This window comes from Pseudoalteromonas sp. PSi26 (assembly GCF_054960575.1).
Window position 1 is genome coordinate 1 of the sequence record NZ_JBHNYT010000027.1, and the last position, 13,309, is coordinate 13,309.

Annotated in this window: 13 protein-coding genes; 4 read left to right on the forward strand and 9 right to left on the reverse strand. The window is 39.6% G+C overall.

Translation table 11 applies throughout. The features are described 5' to 3' along the window. Positions 1-192 precede the first annotated feature (192 nt). From recG to asnC, 3 genes are read right to left on the reverse strand one after another with little or no spacing between them, the layout of a single operon-like run. Positions 193-2,274 carry an ATP-dependent DNA helicase RecG gene (recG, locus tag ACFI34_RS18430; protein ID WP_462674548.1) on the reverse strand — a complete coding sequence of 694 codons (2,082 nt, stop codon included), beginning with the start codon at positions 2,272-2,274 and terminating at the stop codon, positions 193-195. Positions 2,275-2,334: 60 nt separating this feature from the next. Then, a complete protein-coding gene (gene trmH, locus ACFI34_RS18435; protein ID WP_006794736.1) occupies positions 2,335-3,021 on the reverse strand; it encodes a tRNA (guanosine(18)-2'-O)-methyltransferase TrmH in 687 nt (228 codons plus the stop codon). Positions 3,022-3,061: 40 nt separating this feature from the next. Beyond that, positions 3,062-3,520 carry a transcriptional regulator AsnC gene (gene asnC, locus ACFI34_RS18440; protein WP_006794737.1) on the reverse strand — a complete coding sequence of 153 codons (459 nt, stop codon included), beginning with the start codon at positions 3,518-3,520 and terminating at the stop codon, positions 3,062-3,064. A gap of 197 nt (positions 3,521-3,717) precedes the next feature. Here asnC and asnA point away from each other — a divergent pair, with 197 nt between their 5' ends. Next, on the forward strand, positions 3,718-4,713 hold the full coding sequence (asnA, locus tag ACFI34_RS18445) for an aspartate--ammonia ligase (protein WP_462674549.1): 996 nt from the start codon (positions 3,718-3,720) through the stop codon (positions 4,711-4,713). Positions 4,714-4,750: 37 nt separating this feature from the next. Here the strand turns inward: asnA and ACFI34_RS18450 are convergent, their stop codons facing one another. The 6 genes from ACFI34_RS18450 to ACFI34_RS18475 form a co-directional block, all read right to left on the reverse strand. Further along, positions 4,751-6,358, reverse strand: a complete 1,608-nt coding sequence (locus ACFI34_RS18450) for a DUF342 domain-containing protein (protein ID WP_462674550.1) — start codon at positions 6,356-6,358, stop codon at positions 4,751-4,753. A 156-nt stretch (positions 6,359-6,514) separates the two neighbouring features. Next, positions 6,515-6,907: a RidA family protein gene (locus ACFI34_RS18455; protein WP_006794740.1), complete on the reverse strand. Its 393-nt coding sequence runs from the start codon at positions 6,905-6,907 to the stop codon at positions 6,515-6,517. Between the two features lie 12 nt (positions 6,908-6,919). Then, complete coding sequence (gene spoT / locus ACFI34_RS18460; protein WP_462674551.1) at positions 6,920-9,025, reverse strand: bifunctional GTP diphosphokinase/guanosine-3',5'-bis pyrophosphate 3'-pyrophosphohydrolase; 2,106 nt, start codon at positions 9,023-9,025, stop codon at positions 6,920-6,922. 128 nt (positions 9,026-9,153) lie between these two features. Beyond that, complete coding sequence (gene rpoZ / locus ACFI34_RS18465; RefSeq protein WP_006794742.1) at positions 9,154-9,429, reverse strand: DNA-directed RNA polymerase subunit omega; 276 nt, start codon at positions 9,427-9,429, stop codon at positions 9,154-9,156. A 123-nt stretch (positions 9,430-9,552) separates the two neighbouring features. Continuing rightward, on the reverse strand, positions 9,553-10,173 hold the full coding sequence (gmk, locus tag ACFI34_RS18470; protein ID WP_462674552.1) for a guanylate kinase: 621 nt from the start codon (positions 10,171-10,173) through the stop codon (positions 9,553-9,555). 116 nt (positions 10,174-10,289) lie between these two features. Further along, entirely contained in the window at positions 10,290-11,150 is an 861-nt protein-coding gene (locus ACFI34_RS18475) for a YicC/YloC family endoribonuclease (protein WP_462674553.1), read from the reverse strand. A 179-nt stretch (positions 11,151-11,329) separates the two neighbouring features. Between ACFI34_RS18475 and rph the strand changes: the two genes are divergently transcribed. The 3 genes from rph to ACFI34_RS18490 are packed head-to-tail and all read left to right on the forward strand — an operon-like array spanning position 11,330 to position 13,148. Further along, positions 11,330-12,043 carry a ribonuclease PH gene (gene rph / locus ACFI34_RS18480; RefSeq protein WP_006794745.1) on the forward strand — a complete coding sequence of 238 codons (714 nt, stop codon included), beginning with the start codon at positions 11,330-11,332 and terminating at the stop codon, positions 12,041-12,043. 18 nt (positions 12,044-12,061) lie between these two features. After that, positions 12,062-12,706 carry an orotate phosphoribosyltransferase gene (gene pyrE / locus ACFI34_RS18485; protein ID WP_462674554.1) on the forward strand — a complete coding sequence of 215 codons (645 nt, stop codon included), beginning with the start codon at positions 12,062-12,064 and terminating at the stop codon, positions 12,704-12,706. 55 nt (positions 12,707-12,761) lie between these two features. Continuing rightward, positions 12,762-13,148 carry a diacylglycerol kinase gene (locus tag ACFI34_RS18490; RefSeq protein WP_462674555.1) on the forward strand — a complete coding sequence of 129 codons (387 nt, stop codon included), beginning with the start codon at positions 12,762-12,764 and terminating at the stop codon, positions 13,146-13,148. The last annotated feature ends 161 nt before the right edge of the window (positions 13,149-13,309 follow it).

Sequence of the window (13,309 nt, forward strand, 5' to 3'; positions counted from 1 at the left end):
CGCTGTGGGCACCACGACATTACCAGGCTTCAAATATGAGAATGTGCTATTCAGTAGAGGCGGTTATTTTTTACTTTTAAGACAAAAGGTAGCTAACGTATACCCATTAACACTAAAGTATTAAAGCTAGAAGATGTGCTCCTACTTTTAAAAATCATTTATTGCTTAGAGTAATTATGAAATATAGAGTGGTTATGCTTGTGCATAGTTTGACTTGTTGCCCAACCAGCGTTCAATGAGTGCATCTACATACTGAGGATATTGCTTCAACATTTTTTGTGCTATTGGTCTAACTTGATTTAAGGTTTGCTTATCTCTGGTTAAATCAGCAATCTTAAATTCTGCTAACCCAGTTTGCTTAGTTCCAAGGACTTCACCTGGGCCGCGTATTTCTAAATCCCGCTCAGCTATCACAAAGCCATCGTTACTGTCTCTAAGTACACTTAAGCGTTTTTGAGCGGTATGCGAAAGTGGTGCATGGTATAAAAGAACACAATGGGAGGCAATACTTCCTCTTCCCACACGCCCGCGTAACTGGTGTAATTGTGCTAAACCTAAGCGCTCTGGGTTTTCTATAATGATTAAGCTTGCGTTAGGTACGTCAACACCTACTTCAATTACTGTTGTAGCCACTAATACATGTATAAGGCCTCTTTTAAAGTCGTCCATGATGGACTGCTTTTCTGCTGGCTTCATTCGTCCGTGTACTAAGCCAACATTTAAATCTGGCAAGGCTTCCTTCAATTGCACAGCACTATCTTCAGCTGCTTGGCATTGCAGTGCTTCAGACTCATCAATGAGTGTGCATACCCAATAAACTTGGCGATCTTGTTCATTACAAGCTGATTTAACGCGAGTAATTATATCGTCACGACGCGTGTCTGGAAGTGCTACTGTAGTAATAGGTGTTCGCCCAGGTGGTAACTCATCAATAATTGAGACTTCTAAGTCGGCATAAGCTGTCATTGCTAAAGTACGTGGAATTGGGGTTGCGGTCATCACTAGTTGATGTGGATAACAGCCATTAAATTGTCCCTTTTCTCTTAGTGTTAAACGCTGATGAACACCGAACCGATGTTGTTCATCAATAATTATAAGTACTAGGTTGTTAAATTTTACTTCATCTTGAAATAAAGCATGTGTACCTACAATCATTTGTGCTTCACCAGAGGCAATCTTTTCTAGTGTTTCTGTACGTTCTTTACCTTTTGTTTTTCCACCAAGCCATGCTACGTCTATGCCTAATTGTTTAAACCATGAGGTGAAACTTATGCCATGCTGCTCTGCAAGTATTTCAGTAGGTGCCATTAAAGCTACTTGAAACCCTTGAGCTATTGCTGTTAATGCGCTTAATGCCGCAACTAAGGTTTTGCCAGAGCCTACATCGCCTTGGACTAGGCGCATCATAGGATAAGGAGATGCTAGATCAGCTTTAATTTCTGACACAACACGATTTTGTGCACTGGTTGGCGCAAAAGGCAATTGTGATAAAAATTGAGGCTCTAATTTATTTGTAGAACTTAGAGACACCGCTTTTACTTGCTGTCCTTGCTTTCTTACTTTTAATAAGCTTAGGTTTTGTGCAAGTAATTCTTCAAATACTAATCGCTGCTGAGCAGGGTGTGTTCCTTGCTCTAGTTCATTAACGTCGATATTACTAGGTGGGCGATGAAGCAATAATAAGGCATCAGCTAGTGCAAGTTGAGAAGGTTGCCATTGCACGGGTAACAGTTCTTCAACAGAGTATTTATTAAGCAGCTCTACAGCTTGTTCACTTAGGGCCCTAATAGATAATTGCTTTAAACCATCTGTTGTTGGGTATACTGGCGTTAATGTTGAAGCTGTTGGCTGCTCACTTGGTGTATCACATAAACTGTATTCTGGATGGCTCATTTCAAAGCCAACACGCCCGCGGCGAACTTCGCCGAAGCAACGTATTATTTTTCCTGGGCTTAATGCATTTTTTTGTGCTGCACTGAAATTAAAAAACCTAAGTGTGAGCCTCCCTGTATTATCATTTACTTGCACAACGAGCATACGTCTTTTGCCAAATGTGATCTGGCTTGTTTCTATTGTGGCTTCAATGCTCACGTGGCTGTGTAATGACAGTTCGTTGATAGAATAAATACGGGTTCTATCTTCGTACCTAAGCGGTAAGTGAAAGAGCATGTCTTGCACGTTTTTAATACCTAGCTTTAAAAGGCGTTCGGCCATTTTAGGTCCGACCCCTTTAAGTTCCGTAATGGGGTATTGGTTTAAGCTAGGTTTAGACAATGTAGGCTCAAATCTTTTTATTTGTGAATGAGTTAAGTGTACTCACAGGCTCGCTAAGCATCAAGCATGTTTTAAGGCGTGCCAAAATTCATCGTCAGCAATTATTTCACCTTCTTCATCGAGTGGCGGGTAAGGTAGTTTTTTTATACGGCATTGTTTAGCTATAACGGGGTGGTAGCCTTCAAAATACATAGGGTGTTTTATATCTTCGCTCAACATATTACGGTTATATAGCCCTGCCTTTTCGCGTTGATGTTGTGCTTCAAATAAAATGAGTGCTGCAGCCACAGAAACATTAAGAGATTGCACCATGCCTTGCATAGGGATAATTATGTTTTGATCGGCATGCTTAAGGGCTTGTGCTGAGATCCCTGTTTTTTCTTGCCCAACAATAATTGCTGTGGGTTTTGTGTAATCTATTTCTCTAAAATCAACGGCATCTTCGCTCAGGTGCGTGGCTAATATTTGTACATTTGGGTTGTGCTGTCGCATCATGGTTGCGGCATCATCAATATTTTTATGGAGGTGGGTTTCTAGCCAATTTTTACTCCCGCCTGAGGTGTTATTAGTTAGCCATTTTTGGTTTTCAGGCCATACAGCATGTACATGGTGGCAACCCACAGCATCGGCACTTCTTACAATAGCCGATAGGTTATGGTGTTTGTGCACGTCTTCTAGGCACACGGTTAAGTCGGTTTGGCGACGCGATAAGACGTCTTTAATTCGTTGATAGCGATTTTGCTGCATGGTGATCCTCTTTTTTATTGATTATACGAAATTTTATGTACTAAGGCATCACTGTGCGGCTAATTGGGTTTTGTAAAGAAATAAGTGTCTCGGTGGACTGGATAGCTTCTATCGCTTGAATTTTATTTATTAATACATCCTGTAAGTGGTCGATTGATTTAGCCATTACTTTAATAAAAATGCTGTAATTACCGGTGGTGTAATAGGCTTCAACAACTTCTTCGAGCGCTTCGAGTTTAATGAGTGTTTCAGGATAGTCGCGTGCATTATTTAAATTAATACCAATAAAGCAGCAAACGTCATAGCCAAGTCGCTTTGTATTTATACTTAATTGGGTACCTGTGATAATTCCTGCTTGTTTTAATTTTTCTACACGCACATGAATAGTACCGGCACTTACGTTAAAACGTTTCGCTAATTCTGCATAAGCTGTGCGGGCGTTTTCCATTAAAGCGTGAAGTATCTGTTTATCGAGATTATCGATTTGATAATTTTCCATTATTTTTTCTTACTTTAATTAGTGAATTCACATTTTCACACCCTATAAATTAATCGAATTTACACATTAAAGCTATTTTTATTATGGGTTATTGAATTAAAGGTTTAAATCATTACAGTAACTTCATTAGCAGCACCTGTTAGGTGCGTTATTAAAAATAAAGTAAGTAACAATAACTGGGAATGAGGCCAATTATTATGAGTTCACACTATGTGCAGCGGCAGTTGCAAATAAGCAGCGTAAAGCAATTTTTTTCACGGCAACTGGAAAAACAGTTAGGGCTAGTCGAAGTGCAGGCACCTATTCTTGCAAAAGTAGGTGATGGCACACAAGATAATTTAAGCGGTCATGAAAACGCTGTAGCAGTAAATGTAAAAGCGATTGCCGATAGCCAATACGAAGTTGTGCATTCGCTAGCAAAGTGGAAACGTAAAACGTTAGGTAAGTATGGATTTAGTAAAGGTGAAGGACTTTACACTCAAATGAAGGCACTGCGCCCTGATGAAGAGTCGCTAAGTCCTATCCACTCGGTTTATGTTGATCAGTGGGATTGGGAAAAGGTAATTTGTGAATCAACAGAACGTTCTTTAACTACTCTCAAACTTACAGTTGAGTCAATTTATAAAGGCATAAAAGAAACAGAGCAATTTGTTAGCGAACACTTTTCGCTTGATCCTTTTTTACCGAGCGATATTCAATTTGTGCATAGTGAAGAGCTTCGTAAAATGTACCCTGACCTTACTGCTAAAAATCGCGAAAAAGCAATAGCAAAAAAATATGGTGCTGTATTTTTAATTGGGATTGGCGGTCAATTAGGCGATGGTCAAATTCACGATGTAAGAGCGCCTGATTATGACGATTGGTCTACACCAACGAGCGAACAATATATAGGGCTCAATGGTGATATTTTAGTATGGAATCCAATACTGGAAGATTCTTTTGAGATATCTTCAATGGGGATTCGTGTCAACCCTGAAGTACTAAAAACTCAGTTGAGCATTACAGGAGATGATGACCGCCTGCAATTGGATTGGCATAAGGCATTATTAAAAAGTCAGTTTCCACAAACTATTGGTGGCGGTATTGGGCAATCACGTTTGGCTATGTTATTGCTGCAAAAGGAACATATTGGACAAGTTCAAGTTGGAGTATGGTCAACACAAACACATGCAAGCGTTGACGGTCTACTCTGATGAAAGATATAAGAGTGCTGCTTTTAGCACTCTATATTCACGATGTTTTAAACTCAACTTCTACTTTGTTATTCATCAGTTTTATTGTGCAAGGTGGGTAATTACGGTTTGTTTTAAGAGCTTTATCAAAAATATGTATTTCCACACCTGAATGTAAAACTGTATTGACGATTAAGTGTGTATTTGTAAGTAATTCATGAAGGTTATTCTCTAATGATGAGAGTTGCCTTTCATATTGCTCTGCTTGTTGACATAGATGTAACTGAGTAGCACCAATTTTATTGATAAGTTCGTTTTTTCTTTCTGGATCTTTAAGCAAGTCTGCTTTTTCTAATGCAGGTTGTAAGGAGTCTAATTGCTGCTCCGTTTTAGCAAGCTCTTTAAAGCACTCGTCAGTTTCAGCAGTAATATCACCGCCGGAGCTTGCTAAATTAATAACCATTTTAGCACCCGATTCGTTGCCAATTTCACCAGCAATTAATGTTGTCGCGTCTAAAATCTCGCCGCCAAATATCTTACCTTTAGGTAAATCTGGTTGACCTACCTTAAGAGCATGACGTGCCTTCATAATACAGTGGCTAGTTTGTCGCTCAATAAAAATATTTGCAGCTTCTAAATAGCAATATTGTGAGTGTGATACATGAATGTCGCCTTCACATATAAGCTTACACGAAAGCGATTTGTCGTCAGATTTTTGATGCCCAATAACGCCTTGCTTAACAGTAATATTACCGCCGGCCGTTAACTCACCAGATTCAACAGTACCAAATATTGTAATATCACCTTTGGCGGTTACTTTCATTCCAGGCTCTATATTTCGAGTAACAATCACACTGCCTTCAAAATCAATATGACCGCTTTTAACGTTGACATCGGGAATAGTAAAAATATCGTCTACGCGCATTCCGTTAGTAATTTCAATAGGCACACCTGATATGGTTGATACTAACTCTAGAGGGTTAAGTTTAGAAATCTCGGTACCCTCACCGGCAACAAGTTGTTTATTGTCACCCGGTTTCGCTGGTAGTATATCGCCAAGTACAGTAAAGCCTTCTTTTCCTGGAGTTGCGGGTTGTTGGCGTATAAGTACCGCACCAGGCTCAACACTTGCCATTTTACCAAAGTCACGCATATCAACGCTGCCATCTTCTTTTAACTTTGGGGTTTTTAGATGGTCTTTTAAAGTTCTTACTTTGGTAACGAGTTTAGTTGCTAAGCCATCACTGGGCAGTCGGCCTTGAGCCAAAATACCCTGCACAACCTCACCTGCTTTAGCAGTAAATTGCTTTTGTAATAGTTGTTCTAAATATGCTTGCTTATAACCACGAACTATACCTGCTTTGACTAGCTGTTTTTTTGCATCATCTAGGCTGAGTAAATCACCGCCTTGCGCGACGGTAAGCTCGCCAGTAGCCATCATTTTATCATCACTGATGACAACCTCTAACTTTGCATCGTATTTGGTCGCGACGATAAGTACTGGCTCTGTACTTTTATCTTTGAAGAATGCATTAATTGCGTCGTAATCAATTTTACAGTCGCAAAATTTAGACATTTCTATTGCTTCAATAACAAATGTAGCACTTGGAGGCGGGTGTTTATTTACATCGAGTAAAACATTCCCATTATGAGCAAGCTTAAACACAGCTAATCCTTTTTAACCACTAAAGTTTTAGTAAATTAATGACATAGTTACAGAGTGATAGAAATTGAAGACGGAGTCAAGATAGTAAGAATAACAATATAGTATAAAAAGAGGACAGGTGTGAGCTATAGAGTGGGCCTATAGCTCAGGAAAATATTAGTTAGTTGAAGGCAGTTCCATTATTCCGTCAATCTCAACTTGTACACCTTTTGGTAAAGCACGTACACCAACTGCTGCACGTGCAGGGTATGGCTGCTTAAAGTACTGGCTCATCACTTCGTTAACGACAGCAAAGTTAGATAAATCAGTTAAATAAATATTTACTTTAACTAAGTCTTGAATTTTACCACCTGCTTCTTCACACACTGCTGTGATGTTTTTAAATACTTGATGTGTTTGCTCACTAAAGTCTTCTGATATAACTTCCATAGTCTCAGGTACTAATGGAATTTGACCAGACAAATATACTGCAGTGCCTACTTTAACTGCTTGGCTGTAAGTACCTATTGCTGCAGGTGCTTTTTCGGTGGATATAAATGCTTTGTTCATGTTTTTCCTATGTTATTTTTTTCGATAGACTTTTTGCACATCAGGCATTACGCGAATTTTTCGCATAATATTGGCAACATGGACACGGTTTTTAACCGTGACTCCAAGGTCTATTACGTATAAATTACTTTCTTTTTCGTCAGTAGCTATTTCAACAATATTAGCGTGGGTTGTGGCAACTACGTTGGTTAACTTAGCTAACGCACCTTGATGATTAATAATCTCTACTCTAAGGGCTGCTATGTATTCTTTTTCAGGGTTATCATCCCATTTTACGACCAAGTATTTAGATCGTTCACTTTCCCAGCCACGAATATTTTTACATTCTTGGCGATGAACTGTTAATCCCTTACCTTGGCTTATGTGTGCAGTAATTGCATCACCTGGGACAGGACGGCAACATTTAGAGTAATTGACCAACATGCCTTCTGTTCCAATAATGGTCGCTTTGGCTTGTTTAGTTATGTCGGTCAAGTCGTCAGAATCATTTTGCAACAAACGCTTGGCTATGAGTACGCTCATTAAATTACCAGCGCCAATTTCTACAAGCAACTCAAGTAAGGTCGAAAGTTCATGCTCTTCAAGAACGCGTGCAATATTTTCATCAGGAATACTATCTAGCTTGTTTTCGCCTAGTGCAGAGTCGAGTAAGCGTCTACCAAGCAACATAGCTTCTTCATGATGCTGGCTCTTAAGGTAATTACGAATACCTAAGCGTGCTTTACCTGTCACAATAAAGTTAAGCCAAGTTGCATTAGGGTGAGCGCCTGAACTGGTGATCACTTCAATTGTTTGGCCTGTGTCTAGTGGTTTACTTAATGGGTAAGGTTTGCGGTTAACACGCGCACCTACACAGGTATTGCCTACGTCGGTATGAACTGCATATGCAAAATCGACCGCAGTAGCACCCATTGGTAGTTCAACTATTCGGCCATCAGGAGTGAATACGTAAATTTCCTCAGGGAATAATTCTGTTTTAACGTTTTCAATAAATTCAAACGACGACCCTGCACTTTGTTGAAGTTCAAGTAAGCTTTGCATCCATTGACGAGCACGTTGCTGAGACGTATTACCTGCGCCATCGCCAGCTTTTTTATACATCCAATGTGCTGCAACGCCTTTGTCGGCCATATGATCCATGTCATGGGTACGAATTTGTATTTCTACAGGAATACCATGCGGGCCAACAAGCGATGTGTGCAACGACTGGTAACCATTTGTTTTAGGTACCGCAATGTAATCTTTAAAGCGAGTTTCAATAGGTTTATATAAATTATGTGCAACGCCTAATACACGGTAGCAGGTATCCATTGAATCGACGGCAATTCTAAACGCATAAATATCCATTACCTCATTAAACAGCAACTCTTTATTTAGCATTTTTTTATAAATGCTATAAAGGTGTTTTTCGCGTCCAGATACCGTAGCAACAATACCTGACTCTTCTAAGCGAGCTTCTACTTCGGTTTGAATATTGGAGATAACTTCTTTGCGGTTACCACGCGCTTTAGCCACTTCCGACTTAAGTGCACGATGGCGCATAGGGTATAATGCTTGAAAACCTAAGTCTTCCAGTTCATTTTTTATATCATGAATACCCAAACGGTTTGCAATAGGTGCGTATATTTCAAGTGTTTCACGCGCTATGCGGCGGCGTTTATCAGGGCGAAGCGCGCCAAGGGTGCGCATATTGTGTGTTCTATCAGCAAGTTTGATTAAAATAACCCGAATGTCTTGGGTCATTGCCATGATCATTTTTCGGTAGTTTTCAGCCTGAAACTCTTTTTTATCTTTAAAGCTCAGCTTATCAAGCTTACTTACACCTTCAACAAGTTCTGCAACAGTTTCGCCAAAAATCTCAGCTAAGTCTTGTTGGCTAAAGTCGGTATCTTCAATTACATCGTGCATTAATGCGGCCATGAGCGTTTCATGATCAAGGTGCATACCTGCGAGGATTTGAGTTACTTCAACGGGGTGAGTAATGTAAGGCTCGCCGCTCGAGCGAGTTTGTCCTTCATGGGCCTCTCGTGCTACCACGTAAGATTTTTGTACCAGCTCTACTTCAGCAGCAGGTAAGTATTCAGAAATTTTCTTTTTTAGACCTTCAAAAAGATACATTCACACTCCAATGTTCTAGTGAAGCAAATTAGGTAACGTTAAGTTAAGAATATACGATGAAAAGAAAGGATTGCCAACGGCTATAGTAGAAATACTGTGCCGTTGGCTAAATCAGACCGGGAGGTCGATTATTGGTTGCCACCAACAATAGCAGCAACAGCAGCAAGTTCAGCTGCTTCTTGATGTTGTTGTTCTTCACGGTCGATTAAATCCATTGATGAGCTATCAACAAGGTTTAATTCAATTTCACGTAAAGCAACAACGGTCGGTTTATCGTTTTCAGGGTCTACTAGTGGAGTTTTACCACCAACAGCAATTTGGCGGGCACGACGAGCCGCAACTAAAATTAAGTCAAAACGATTACCAACTGCATCTACTGCATCTTCAACTGTTACGCGAGCCATCTCAGCACTCCAAAAATAATTTAAAAGCAAAGGCGTAGTTTACTGCACGCAGGGACTTTCGCCAATAGGTAGTGGTCAATTTTTATCAGTTTTACTGATATGAGCCAGTTAAATAACCTTAATTTACTTTAAAAGGTCATTTATCAATTTTTTGTTACGTACTTCTTGAACACTTAATGTTAAACGCTGTGCCATAACAATCGTTTCTATATCATTCAGAGCAGTATCAAAATCATCATTAACAATAACAAAATCGTACTCGTTAAAATGAGATGTTTCAGATTGTGCTTTGGCCATACGAGACGCAATAACATCTGCAGAGTCTTGGCCGCGGTTATTTAAGCGTTGTTCAAGTTCTGCTTTAGAAGGCGGTAGAATAAAAATAGTCTGTACGCTTGGCATAATTTTACGAACTTGCTGCGCACCTTGCCAGTCTATGTCTAAAAATACATCTATGCCTGCGTTAAGTTGCGACTCAATAGCTTGTTTTGATGTACCGTAATAGTTATCAAAAACTTGTGCCCACTCAAAAAAATCATCTTTGGTAATTAATGCTTTAAACTCATCTGTAGTTACAAAGTGATAGTGAACGCCATTTTCTTCACCTGGGCGAGGTGAGCGAGTGGTATGCGATACCGATACTTTCATATCTGCATGTTTCTTAAGTAATGCATTAATTAAGCTAGACTTACCTGCACCTGATGGCGCTGATAAAATAAATAAGTTTCCGCGAGTTTGAGCCATGTTTTTCTCTATCAAAAAATAAACAGGCTTGAGTTATAAATAACCCAAGCCTTTAATTATTACATTGTACTTTATTTAGCTATTTGTGCTCAAGTGAGTCACAGGCGTACTTTACGCTATTCAATATTTTGGATCTGCTCACGCATTTGTTCAATTAAAACTTTAAGCTCCACCGCCGCATTTGTAATATCGCTATTAATAGACTTAGAGGCGAGGGTATTTGCTTCTCGGTTAAACTCTTGCATCATAAAATCTAGGCGACGGCCACATGCGCCGCCTTTCTTAAGAATTTTTTTAGTTTCTTTAACATGAGATTTTAAGCGGTCTAGTTCTTCAGCTACGTCTTGTTTTTGTGCTAGATAAATTAGTTCTTGCTCAAGACGAGACTCGTCAATATTTGTCGTTAAATCTTCCAATTTTTGTTCAAGTTTCTCACGTTGCCATTTAGTAATTTCTGGCATGTGAGTTTCTACAGTGTTTACTTGCTCTAAGATGGCATCAAGGCGAGTTGCTATCATCTCTTCTAAATTTGCGCCTTCATCACCCCGTGCTGATTTAAAGTCTTCTATTACTTCATCAAGCCCTGCAATTAGCGCTGTGTTTACGCTGTCCATATCCAGTTCTTCGGCTTCCATTACACCAGGCCAGCGTAAAATATCAACAGGGTTTATCTCACCATTACTTTGCTGTTGAACCCATTTAGCACTATTTATAAGTTGTTCAGCCAATGCTTGATTGATTGATAACTCACCAACATGAGCTGGGTTTGCAACAAACTTTAAAAATACTTCTACTTTACCGCGCTGTAGATGTTTACGTAAGCGTTCACGAATAACAGGCTCCATCCCACGAAATTGCTCTGGTGCGCGAATAAAGGTTTCAAGGTAACGTTGGTTAACTGATCGAACTTCCCAAGTGCCAGTGCCCCAATCGCCTTTTATCTCGCGACGCGCATAAGCTGTCATACTGTGGATCATGGATGGTTTCCTAAGTTTTATAATACATAATTAGTTATTATTATACCGAAACACTCTCCAACCTCTAGGTAAAATTTAAGTAGCTGAATGTTTTGCAACCAGGTATTTGTTAAATCAGCATGGTATCTGTACTCACATACACTTATAATATGGCAAATTATGAATTAAGGGGATCGTCAATGCGTCCAAGCCAAAGAACACCAAATCAAATTAGACCCGTATCATTTACACGTAATTATACTTTACATGCAGAAGGGTCTGTACTTGTTGAATTTGGTAATACCAAAGTACTTTGTACAGCTACGGTTGAATCGGGCGTTCCGCGTTTCATGAAAGGCCAAGGTAAGGGATGGATAAATGCTGAGTACGGCATGCTTCCAAGGTCAACACACACGCGCAATGCTCGTGAAGCGTCTCGCGGTAAGCAAGGTGGCCGAACAATGGAAATTCAACGTTTGATCGCACGTGCACTTCGCGCTGCAGTTGATTTAAAAGCACTTGGCGAAAACACGATTACTATTGATTGTGATGTCATTCAGGCCGATGGTGGAACACGCACAGCATCAATAAGCGGTGCTTGTGTTGCACTTGTCGATGCACTAACCCACATGCGTGCCAAGGGTATGATTAATTCAAACCCGCTTAAGCATATGATTGCTGCAATTTCAGTTGGCATATATAAGGGCCAAGCTATAAGTGATTTAGAATATATTGAAGACTCAGCGGCAGAAACTGATATGAATGTAATTTTAACTGAAACAGGTAAAATTATTGAAGTTCAAGGCACGGCAGAGGGCGAACCGTTTTCGTTTGATGAGCTTGATGAGTTACTTACATTAGCAAAACACTCTATTAGAGAGATCATTGACGTTCAAAAGCAAGCATTGGCATAAATAAGTAGGTAGCAAAAAATGAAAGATTACCAAAAAGAATTTATTGAATTTGCGCTAGAAAAGCAGGTACTGAAGTTTGGTGAGTTTACCCTTAAATCAGGCCGTACTAGTCCATACTTTTTTAATGCAGGTTTATTTAACACTGGACGTGATTTAGCACGGTTAGGCCGTTTTTATGCTGCAGCTCTTGAAGATGCGGCTATAGAATATGATGTTTTATTTGGACCCGCTTATAAAGGTATTCCAATCGCTACCACCACAGCTGTAGCGTTAGCAGATCATTACAACAAAGATGTACCTTATTGCTTTAACCGTAAAGAGAAAAAAGCGCATGGTGAAGGCGGTACATTAGTAGGCTCACCATTAAATGGTAAAATAATGCTGGTGGATGATGTGATCACTGCGGGTACCGCAATTCGCGAATCAATGGAAATCATTGCAGATAATGGCGCAGACTTAAGTGGTGTATTAATAGCACTAGATCGTCAGGAAAAAGGTAAAGCTGAGCTCTCTGCTATTCAAGAGGTTGAGCGCGACTTTAATACACAGGTAATCTCTATTATTAAACTTGCGGATTTGATTAGTTACCTTGAAAACCAAGGAACAATGGGTGAACATTTAGCATCAGTAAAAGCGTATCGTGATAAATACGGCGTAGCCTAAAATATAAAGCCTCGCATTGCGGGGCTTTCTTTTAACCTTTTAAAGAGCTTATTTAATGAAAGATGTATTCAAACCAAATGGATTAGGGTTCAAGCGTGTATTTAAAGCCACGTACTGCTCCTATCTAGGATTTAAAGCAGCGTTTAATGAAGAAGCCGCATTCAGGCAAGAGTTACTGATCTGCATAATCCTTTTTCCTTTTTCATTTCTGCTGGCATCTTCATTACTTCATTGGGCAATTCTTATGTGCTCACTGCTAGTGGTATTAATTGTTGAATTATTAAACTCAGCAATTGAAGCACTCACTGATCGTGTAAGCACAGAACTACATGTTTTGTCAGGCAGAGCAAAAGATATGGGCTCTGCAGCCGTCACGCTTTCACTAATGATCCTTGTGATCTTGTGGGGAGTGAGTTTGTATATGAAGATCGTCGGATCTTAGCCTACCGTTTCAAAGCAAAATTGATGATACATGTTAATAAAATGAAAGCAATGTTGTTTTTTTAGTGTGTTTAGTTCAAATACTCATCGAACAGTATATTTTTTCAAGTTTTCTACAAAAAAGGGTTGATCTGTTTTCGGATCTCCCTATAATGCGACCCT

Excerpts from the sequence above, each read along its gene's own strand:
- pyrE (WP_462674554.1), top strand. The coding sequence starts at position 12,062 with ATGAAAGATTACCAAAAAGAATTTATTGAATTTGCGCTAGAAAAGCAG.
- rpoZ (WP_006794742.1), bottom strand. The coding sequence starts at position 9,429 with ATGGCTCGCGTAACAGTTGAAGATGCAGTAGATGCAGTTGGTAATCGT.
- asnA (WP_462674549.1), top strand. The coding sequence starts at position 3,718 with ATGAGTTCACACTATGTGCAGCGGCAGTTGCAAATAAGCAGCGTAAAG.
- ACFI34_RS18475 (WP_462674553.1), bottom strand. The coding sequence starts at position 11,150 with ATGATCCACAGTATGACAGCTTATGCGCGTCGCGAGATAAAAGGCGAT.
- trmH (WP_006794736.1), bottom strand. The coding sequence starts at position 3,021 with ATGCAGCAAAATCGCTATCAACGAATTAAAGACGTCTTATCGCGTCGC.
- ACFI34_RS18455 (WP_006794740.1), bottom strand. The coding sequence starts at position 6,907 with ATGAACAAAGCATTTATATCCACCGAAAAAGCACCTGCAGCAATAGGT.
- asnC (WP_006794737.1), bottom strand. The coding sequence starts at position 3,520 with ATGGAAAATTATCAAATCGATAATCTCGATAAACAGATACTTCACGCT.
- rph (WP_006794745.1), top strand. The coding sequence starts at position 11,330 with ATGCGTCCAAGCCAAAGAACACCAAATCAAATTAGACCCGTATCATTT.
- spoT (WP_462674551.1), bottom strand. The coding sequence starts at position 9,025 with ATGTATCTTTTTGAAGGTCTAAAAAAGAAAATTTCTGAATACTTACCT.
- gmk (WP_462674552.1), bottom strand. The coding sequence starts at position 10,173 with ATGGCTCAAACTCGCGGAAACTTATTTATTTTATCAGCGCCATCAGGT.
- ACFI34_RS18490 (WP_462674555.1), top strand. The coding sequence starts at position 12,762 with ATGAAAGATGTATTCAAACCAAATGGATTAGGGTTCAAGCGTGTATTT.